8 protein-coding genes are annotated in these 8,457 nt (G+C 33.8%); 7 read left to right on the top strand and 1 reads right to left on the bottom strand.

Translation table 11 applies throughout. From position 1 onward, the window contains the following. The 3 genes from ACW2QF_RS15200 to ACW2QF_RS15190 form a co-directional block, all read left to right on the top strand. Positions 1 to 2,292: SH3 domain-containing protein (locus tag ACW2QF_RS15200; RefSeq protein ID WP_455716856.1), on the top strand; the 2,292-nt coding region annotated here is incomplete at its 5' end. A gap of 23 nt (positions 2,293 to 2,315) precedes the next feature. Continuing rightward, complete coding sequence (locus tag ACW2QF_RS15195) at positions 2,316 to 3,062, top strand: cadherin-like beta sandwich domain-containing protein (RefSeq protein ID WP_455716855.1); 747 nt, start codon at positions 2,316 to 2,318, stop codon at positions 3,060 to 3,062. 279 nt (positions 3,063 to 3,341) lie between these two features. Then, positions 3,342 to 4,211 (top strand): SDR family oxidoreductase, encoded by an 870-nt coding sequence (locus tag ACW2QF_RS15190; RefSeq protein ID WP_455716854.1) that lies wholly within the window; start codon positions 3,342 to 3,344, stop codon positions 4,209 to 4,211. 123 nt (positions 4,212 to 4,334) lie between these two features. On the opposite strand, the gene ACW2QF_RS15185 is transcribed toward ACW2QF_RS15190, so the two are convergent. Beyond that, entirely contained in the window at positions 4,335 to 4,511 is a 177-nt protein-coding gene (locus tag ACW2QF_RS15185) for a hypothetical protein (RefSeq protein WP_455716857.1), read from the bottom strand. A gap of 191 nt (positions 4,512 to 4,702) precedes the next feature. On the opposite strand from ACW2QF_RS15185, the gene ACW2QF_RS15180 reads away from it, so the two are divergent. The 4 genes from ACW2QF_RS15180 to ACW2QF_RS15165 all read left to right on the top strand — a co-directional run bounded on the left by ACW2QF_RS15180 (position 4,703) and on the right by ACW2QF_RS15165 (position 8,175). Continuing rightward, a complete protein-coding gene (locus tag ACW2QF_RS15180) occupies positions 4,703 to 5,767 on the top strand; it encodes a BtrH N-terminal domain-containing protein (RefSeq protein WP_455716853.1) in 1,065 nt (354 codons plus the stop codon). A gap of 3 nt (positions 5,768 to 5,770) precedes the next feature. Further along, positions 5,771 to 6,403 carry a GyrI-like domain-containing protein gene (locus ACW2QF_RS15175; protein ID WP_455716852.1) on the top strand — a complete coding sequence of 211 codons (633 nt, stop codon included), beginning with the start codon at positions 5,771 to 5,773 and terminating at the stop codon, positions 6,401 to 6,403. Between the two features lie 189 nt (positions 6,404 to 6,592). Continuing rightward, on the top strand, positions 6,593 to 7,045 hold the full coding sequence (locus ACW2QF_RS15170; RefSeq protein WP_455716851.1) for a GNAT family N-acetyltransferase: 453 nt from the start codon (positions 6,593 to 6,595) through the stop codon (positions 7,043 to 7,045). A gap of 119 nt (positions 7,046 to 7,164) precedes the next feature. After that, a complete protein-coding gene (locus ACW2QF_RS15165; protein WP_455716850.1) occupies positions 7,165 to 8,175 on the top strand; it encodes a C45 family autoproteolytic acyltransferase/hydolase in 1,011 nt (336 codons plus the stop codon). Positions 8,176 to 8,457: the final 282 nt, after the last annotated feature.

Here is an 8,457-nt window from a genome sequence, read left to right as displayed (position 1 = left end):
CTTAAAAAATGGAAAATTAAGCTACTAATGCTCATTACAATAGTTATGATGGCAACCCTTATATCTGAAAGCAGAGATATAGTATCCTATGCAGCGACCACTGGGACTGTAACAGCCACCAGCTTAAATATTAGAGAAAAAGCATCTGCAAGTTCTAAAAAACTTGGGGCTGTGGAAAAGGGCACTAAAGTAACAATTAGTAGTGAAACAAAAGATTCTAAAGGGGGCCTATGGTACAAAATAAAGGTAACTATAAATGGAAAATCAGTTACTGGTTATGTATCAGGAGCTTACGTCAAAAAGACTACTACCTCAACCTCAACATTTTTAAGAAGGACCGGTATAGTCAATGCAACAAGTCTTAACATTCGAAAAACTACGTCAACATCCTCTACAATACTGGCTAAAGTTAAAAAGTCAACTATAGTCAATGTGTTAGATAAAAAGAAAGTAAGTGGTACAGAATGGTATAAGGTAAGCTTAAAAGTAAATGGAAAGACCATTACAGGTTATGTTCATAAAAAATATATTACCTTAGAAGCGACCACGGTATCTAGTTCTACCTATACCCTTGGTAAATTGAATACTTCAAGTGTACCAATTTATAAAACAGCCAATACCTATGATACAAAAAGGGGCACATTAAGTAAGAATCAAGAGGTTATACTTCTAGGAACGCTCACAGTAAACAATGTTAAATGGACGAAAGTGAAAGCTAAAGTTGATGGAACAGCAATCACTGGATATGTCCAATCTAGCAAGATTACAAAGGTTACTTCCACTGCATCTTCTACACAGAATAAAAAAGGAGTAACTAGTAGTAAGATAACGTCTAGAAGAATCGCAAGTACGTTGGCATCAAGTAAAGGTACTTTAGCAAAGAATACTTCAGTAACGGTACAAGCAACATTAACGGTGAATGGTAGTAAGTGGTATAAATGTACCTACAAAGTAGATGGTGAGACTACCACGGGTTATATTCCATCTTCTAAAGTAAGCTTTCCAGATGATGCAGAGTTTTTAGCATCGCTATCTGAATTTCCAACTAGTTACCAATCATACTTAAAAAAAATCCACGAAGAATATCCAAAGTGGAAGTTTGTTGCTATTAAGACAGGCCTAGATTGGAATACGGTGATAGAGGAAGAGAGTAAAGTTGGTAGAAATACCATCCAAAGTAATATTCCAAATGGAGGAACCTATGGAGCGCCATTTTCGTATCTTTCAACGGAATCAGGTGCTTATGATTGGTCCAAAGATAAATATACGGTTATGGATGGAACGAATTGGTTTACAGCAAATACAGACGTAATTGAATATTATATGGATCCGCGTAATTTCTTAACAAGTGATAAGATATTTCAATTTGAAGCTCTAGCATATGATTCATCACAAAAAAGCAGTGTAGTTTCTAGTATACTATCAGGTACCTTTATGAGTGGAAATTATAGTGTAGTAGATTCTGCCACAGGAAAAACGGTAAAGGGTAACTATACAGATACCTTTATGGAGGCTGGAAAACAAGCAGGAGCTAGTCCTTACTTCCTAGCTGCAAGAGCAAAACAAGAGCTTGGAGTTAACGGAAGTGGATCAGTAAGTGGAACTTATCCTGGATATGAAGGATTTTATAATTATTTTAATATAGGAGCTAATGATAGTGCTGGAGGTGGAGCCATTGCTAACGGACTTAAATATGCAAAGACTGGAACCACATATAATAGACCTTGGACTAATCCTTACAAAGCAATTATAGGAGGTGCAGAGTTTATATCTACTTCTTACATTAAAAAGGGACAAAATACAAACTACTTTCAAAAATTTAATGTAGTAGATAGCCCTTATTATCTACACCAATACATGACGAATGTGCAAGCTCCAACTAGCGAAGCGAAAACCACATACAATTCCTATAATTCAATGGGCTTGTTAAACGAAACAATGGTATTTTATATACCAGTTTATAACAATATGCCGTCGAAAGTTTGTGAATTACCAGCTACCAAAGGTAACCCAAATAGTTATTTAAAAACTCTGACGGTGAAAAACGGCAGTAATAATTTAGCCCTAACGCCTACTTTTAACTACAAAACTACATCATACACGATGGTTGTTCCAAATAGTATAAATTCTGTTGCCGTAAACGCTACAGCAATTAGTAGTCATGCAAGCGTAACAGGTACAGGCACTTACACCTTGGAAGCAGGAAAGACAAAAACAATAAGTATCAAATGTACAGCAGGTAATGGAACAAGTACAACTTATCAATTAAAGATTACAAGATTAGTAAAATAGTTAGTACCAAAGAGAGGGATACCATGAAAAAGAAATTAATAATTCCAGCTATTCTAGTAGTAATACTAATAGGAAGTATCTTATTTACAAATCAAAGAAACAATGCGAAGGAAGTTCATTTCTCCATTGATGTAGAAGATAAAAAAGTAAAAAAAGACGATGAATTTACCTTAAAAGTAACTGTATCCAGTGGTTATGAAATGAGTTCAGTAGATGCTTATGTATCTTATGACGATGCACTATTAGAGTTTATTTCATCTGAAAATGACAGTGTTTTAGGAGCATCGGGAACTCTTCATATTGCAGAACAGTTTGGAGAAGGTGTTACAGAAGCGGTATATGTAATTAGAATGAAGGCTTTAGAAGTTGGTTCCTCAGATTTTAAAATATATGATGCTTATAGTATTGATGAAGAGGATTCTAACTACATGAAAATAAAAAAAGCAAGTGCAGGTATTGAGATAATTAAAAATGAAACAGAACCATCAGATGCAACTCTTTCCGAGCTACTTGTTGTGCCAGGAACTCTTGATAAAGAATTTAGCCCAGATACTCATGAATATTCTATAAACGTAGCTTACGATGTAGAAGAGTTAATTCTAAGTGCTATACCTGCAGATGAAGAAAGTGTGGTTACTATTGATAAAGAGTTAACTCTTGAAAAAGGGGATAACGTATTTACGATTACAGTAACAGCACCATCTGGTGATGCGATAGATTATAAGTTGAATGTGTATCGTGCATTTACAAAAGATGAGATTGTAGAATAATCTAATATAGATGCGTAGACTAATTATTGATAAAAACACTATGAGATGATGAAAATCTCATAGTGTTTTTGTTTTATTAGATTTAATTAAAAATATTTATGTTTTTCATAGATGGTATCATGATTGTTTCAGTTCTTATATATCCACATAAACTCCAAAATTCATCTGTGTCATGAGATGTAAGATAAATATGTTAGTTATCAAAAAATTGATATCATAAAGAATTATAAAAACTCTAGCGGGAATACTAATCAAAAAGAAATAAGGAGATACGAATAGATGAAAGATAAAGATATGTATACACCTGATGAGATTAAAGGTCAAACAGAGCAAATTCCGGGGAAAGAAAGCGATATGAATCCGGAGCCCATTTATGATAACGTAGATAATAAAGGTTATGGAAGATTAAAGGGTAAAACTGCGATTGTCACCGGTGGAGACAGCGGGATTGGTAGAGCTGTTTCAGTTGCATATGCCAAAGAAGGGTGTAATGTTGTTATTGTATATAATATAGCAGATGACGATGCCAATACAACAAAGAAAGCAATAGAATCCTATCAAGGGAAAGCACTTCTAATCAAAGGAGATATCGGTGATAGTAATTTCTGTAAGCAGGTGGTAGACCAAACCATTAAGGAATTTGGGGCCTTAGATATCTTAGTCAATAATGCAGGTGAGCAACATGTTCAAAAAAATCTAGAAGATATTACAGATGAACAATTGCAAAGAACATTTCAAACAAATATTTTTTCCATGTTTTATCTTACAAGAGCAGCACTTCCTCATCTAAAGGAAGATAGTACGATCATCAATACAAGTTCAGTAACTGCATTTGCTGGTCATGCAGATCTTCTTGATTATTCTGCTACGAAGGGAGCAATAACGGCATTTACTAGATCTTTATCAGCCAATTTAGCTGGTAAAAAGATTCGGGTAAATCAGGTTGCACCTGGTCCAATCTGGACTCCGTTAATACCATCTACTTTTGATATAACAAAGGTAGAGAACTTTGGTAAAAACACACCACTAAAAAGAGCAGGACAGCCAGTAGAACTCGCAGAAGCATATGTATTCTTGGCATCTGATGGTTCTACCTATATGACTGGACAAACGCTACACATTAATGGTGGTACTATTGTAAATGGATAGAGGATAGTGGTTTCTCCAATAAAATAGCAATCCCAAGAAGCGAAATGCTTATGACGTACATTTTACATTCGTCATAGTAAAACACCTGTTTGGGATTGTTTTTTTGTTGAATTTATTGGGCTGTTATTGAATGAATGGCAAGCAATTTGCAACTGTTTGTATTGCTTTTGGCATAAGGTGGAATGGAAATAATGCACCAGATAATAAGCCCATAGGCATTAAAATCAGTACTTGTATAAACCATAAGCTCCCATCTGAATTTACGAAGGTAGAAGTTATTAAAAAAAGAGCGACGGACATCACATTTGTGGCAAATAACATAACTAGAATATAAAATATTATTGAAGTTGTAGATAGCCATTGGGTAAGCTATAATAATACCAAAGAGTTTCTAAAGAATAAGTTTCAGGAAAAAATTAACTTGACTCTCGCATTGTGTGATGGTTTATTCTTTCCATAAAGGAAATATTAAGTATGGGAAGGATTAATCTATGAGTAGAAAACTAATACATATTAATCATCATCTATCAAGTGGTTGTTGCATGTGGAGTGGTATTGAAGATGTATATGCAACGAAAACAAATCAAAGGGTTCCGGAAGCATTTTTGTTTGGATTAAGTAGCTTTGGTGAAACTGCATTTATCAAGTCAGGCAAAAATAATCCCCTTATGTTTAGCGTTGCTGACGGACGTACAAGAAAAACCTATAATCAAATAAAGGACATCCTTGGGTTAACTTATCAGATATCAGAAGGAAAAACGCTGGAATATGCTTTAAAATCAGTAAAACAGGAAATCGATCAAGGAAAACCAGTAATCCTTGGACCTTTAGACATGTATCATCTACCATGCTTAAAGATGTATCATATAACTCATATACCGATTCACTATGTATTAATGGTAGGATACGATGACGAAAAGGGCTGCGTACTTATTTATGATTGTGACAGAATCGAATTACTTGAATTATCCATAGAAGACTTAATTAAAGCATGGCAAATAGAAAAAAATATTGTAGGAGATAAAAACGGATTTATTCGATTTAATCTTAGTGACGAACTACCTAGTAAATATGAATTAGCAGAGGTTTGTCTCAGGAAGAAAGCAATGCGTCAGTTATGTAAGAAACCTGATTTTATAGGAGTAAATGCATATAGAAAAATCGCAAAAGAATTTCCTACATGGAGAAAGAATTATCCGAAAGATGAATATAAAAGGTTACTAGCATCTCTTACTGAGTTTTTTGGAATGGTTCCGAAATTACCAAATCAATTATTGGGAATTGATGCTAAAGAAGATATCCTGTATCAAGGAAATTATAATAGATTGTCAGCAATTTTATCGCAATTAGGTGAGGAGTATAGCAGGACGGACTGGGTACAAGCTGCTGAAAACTTTTCATTATGTGGAAGCAAAATAGAGGATATTACGAATTGTATTATTAGGTTTTGTCTGGACGGTGAAGAATGTCTAGCAGAAATACCAGTAATATTTCAGAAAATTGGTGAGAAAGTAAAACAGGCGTATCAAATAATTGTAGATGATAGGGAGGAATAAAGAATGGCTTTTGATTATAAAAAAGAGTATAAAGAGTTTTATCTGCCAAAGACGAAACCAGAAATTGTAACGATTCCATCAATGAACTATATTGCAGTACGTGGAAAAGGAGATCCCAATGAAGTAGATGGGGATTATAAAAAGGCAGTTGGAGTGTTATATGCTATCGCATATACGTTAAAGATGAGCTATAAAGGAAGCCATAAAATTGACGGTTTCTTTGAATATGTTGTACCACCGCTAGAAGGATTTTGGTGGCAAGATGGTATTAAAGGTGTTGATTATACTTGTAAAGAAACGTTTAATTGGATTTCTGTAATCCGTCTTCCTGATTTTATAACAGAAGAAGATTTTAGATGGGCAGTACAAGAAGCAACGAACAAAAAGAAAATGGACTGTTCCAAAGCAGAATTTCTTAAGATAGAAGAGGGCTTGTGTGTTCAAGTGATGCATATTGGTGCATATGATGAGGAACCTATTACGGTTGCAAAGATGGACGAATTTTTGGACGAGCAAGGATTCGTAAATGATTTTAGTAATGAGAGGTTACATCATGAAATATATCTATCTGATCCAAGGAAAACAGCAGCTGATAAATGTAAAACAGTAATACGTCATCCTATAAAAGAAAAGTAGATAAGGAGGCAAGGAGTGGCTGTGTTGCATTTTCAAAGATGTATTGATAATAAATCTAAAGGATTATGATGTGAATATGTAAGCGAAGAAATAGTTGATTACAGTCATTTGGTGAAATCCCATATACATATGTGACATATACAAAACAGTAAGAAATAAATTTGAAGATACATGGTTGGAGGTATTATAATGATTATCAAAAAAGCAACTGATAACGATATAGATTTACTTATGAGCAGCAGGCTTGAAATGTTAACGGTAGTAAATAACCTATCAGACGATGCATCATTTGATAAAGATTTTCTAGACAGAACTAAAGAGTATTTTAATAGTCCAAATCAAACCACGGTACTAACAATTGATAATAATGTAGTCATTGGCTGTGCAACAATTTGCTATATCAATATTATGCCCACAATTAGCCATCCTACAGGAAAAAGGGCACACATTATGAATGTGTATACACATGAGAATTATCGTAGGCAAGGAATTGCTTTAAAAATGCTGGAACTGTTAATTGAAGAAGCAAAACAAATGGGAGTAACAGAAATTAGCCTAGATGCAACAGAATTAGGACGACCATTATATGAAAAGTTTGGATTCGTAAGAAGTGAAGAAGGAATGGTTTTGAATATTACATAGTTTAACAATGTTAAACAAATTTACAATAATAATATATGTGTTGACAACAAATTTTTATTAAACTACCATTGAGTTAAGAGATGACGTCACCTCCAATAATGAAAAAGGAGTGTTAACAAATGTATCATGGTAGATTTAAAGGAACACATTATGAAGCAGGTTTTAAGTATGGAAGTATGCTTAGAAAACATGGTGTAGTAATAAAAGGTAGTCCTACATTTGAGATTACGGAGGAAATGAAAAAGTTCGCAGCAGATTGTACGATTATAATTGAAGAATATTATCCAGAAGTAATTCAAGAGATAAAGGGGATGGCAGATGGACAGGAATCTTCTTTTGAAATTCTAAGTCAGATATTATTTTCCATGTATTGTTTTAAGGCAGAAAACCACTGTACTTGTTTTGCAATTTCAAACCATGAGAATATAATATTGGGACGTAATAGTGATTTTCTAGTCAGTATAGAAAAATTGTATATGAACTGTATCTACAACCTTGATGGTGTGTATGCTTTCAATGGAAATACAACAGCATTTATACAAATGGAAGATGGAATGAATGAACATGGTCTTGCAGTAGGCTTAACTTTTATATATCCTCACGTTAGAAAACCAGGATTAAATGCGGGAATGCTTTTACGGTATATACTTGAGAAATGCAAGAACGTGGAAGAAGCTATAACAGCTCTAAAGAAGTTGCCGGTAGCATCAGCGCAGACATTAACGATAGCAGATAAAGAGGGAAATATAGCAGTAGTGGAATGCAATTCTAAAAAGTTTGCTGTTATATATCCGAAAGAAAATGAGAATTTCGTAGCCACTGCCAATGATTTTAATTCAGAAGAATTGATAGAATTTAGAACTCCAGACTTTATTGATGACTGGAGTTCCCATGATCGATATAAAACAGCTAAAGAAGCACTGGTAGCAAACAAGAAGGAGTATTCATTAGAATTTGCAATGAATCTACTAGCTGGTAAATATGGCTTTATGTGTCAGTATGATCGTAAGAAGAATGCTGATACTGTTTGGTCAGTCGTATATGATGTGAAGAATTGCAAAGTTTACCGTGTAGAAGGAAATCCATCTCGTAAGATGTTTAAAGAAGATGTAAGGATTTTAGTACCTTGAATTCAGAATAATTTATAATGGGACTTGATTTAAAGGAAAGGGCTAAATATATTCATCTATAAGGTTATATTTTTAAATTATAACTTTATAGATGAATGCAACCTGATTATTCACCTATAAGGTTATATAATGGATTTAAACGAAGGAGGTATACGAATTTCCAAAGATAAAGATTTTGCGGAGTATTATTTACTTGGTACACTTATTAGCGTTGCTATAGTAATTGTAGTATCTTTTATTTTGTAAGACTTTAGGACAGAGTCTTTTTGATAAAGTATAGAA

This window comes from Anaerosporobacter sp. (assembly GCF_965301125.1).
This window is presented reverse-complemented; position numbering and strand designations above follow the sequence as displayed.

Excerpts from the sequence above, each read along its gene's own strand:
- ACW2QF_RS15195 (WP_455716855.1), top strand. The coding sequence starts at position 2,316 with ATGAAAAAGAAATTAATAATTCCAGCTATTCTAGTAGTAATACTAATA.
- ACW2QF_RS15190 (WP_455716854.1), top strand. The coding sequence starts at position 3,342 with ATGAAAGATAAAGATATGTATACACCTGATGAGATTAAAGGTCAAACA.
- ACW2QF_RS15185 (WP_455716857.1), bottom strand. The coding sequence starts at position 4,511 with ATGTCCGTCGCTCTTTTTTTAATAACTTCTACCTTCGTAAATTCAGAT.
- ACW2QF_RS15180 (WP_455716853.1), top strand. The coding sequence starts at position 4,703 with ATGAGTAGAAAACTAATACATATTAATCATCATCTATCAAGTGGTTGT.
- ACW2QF_RS15175 (WP_455716852.1), top strand. The coding sequence starts at position 5,771 with ATGGCTTTTGATTATAAAAAAGAGTATAAAGAGTTTTATCTGCCAAAG.
- ACW2QF_RS15170 (WP_455716851.1), top strand. The coding sequence starts at position 6,593 with ATGATTATCAAAAAAGCAACTGATAACGATATAGATTTACTTATGAGC.
- ACW2QF_RS15165 (WP_455716850.1), top strand. The coding sequence starts at position 7,165 with ATGTATCATGGTAGATTTAAAGGAACACATTATGAAGCAGGTTTTAAG.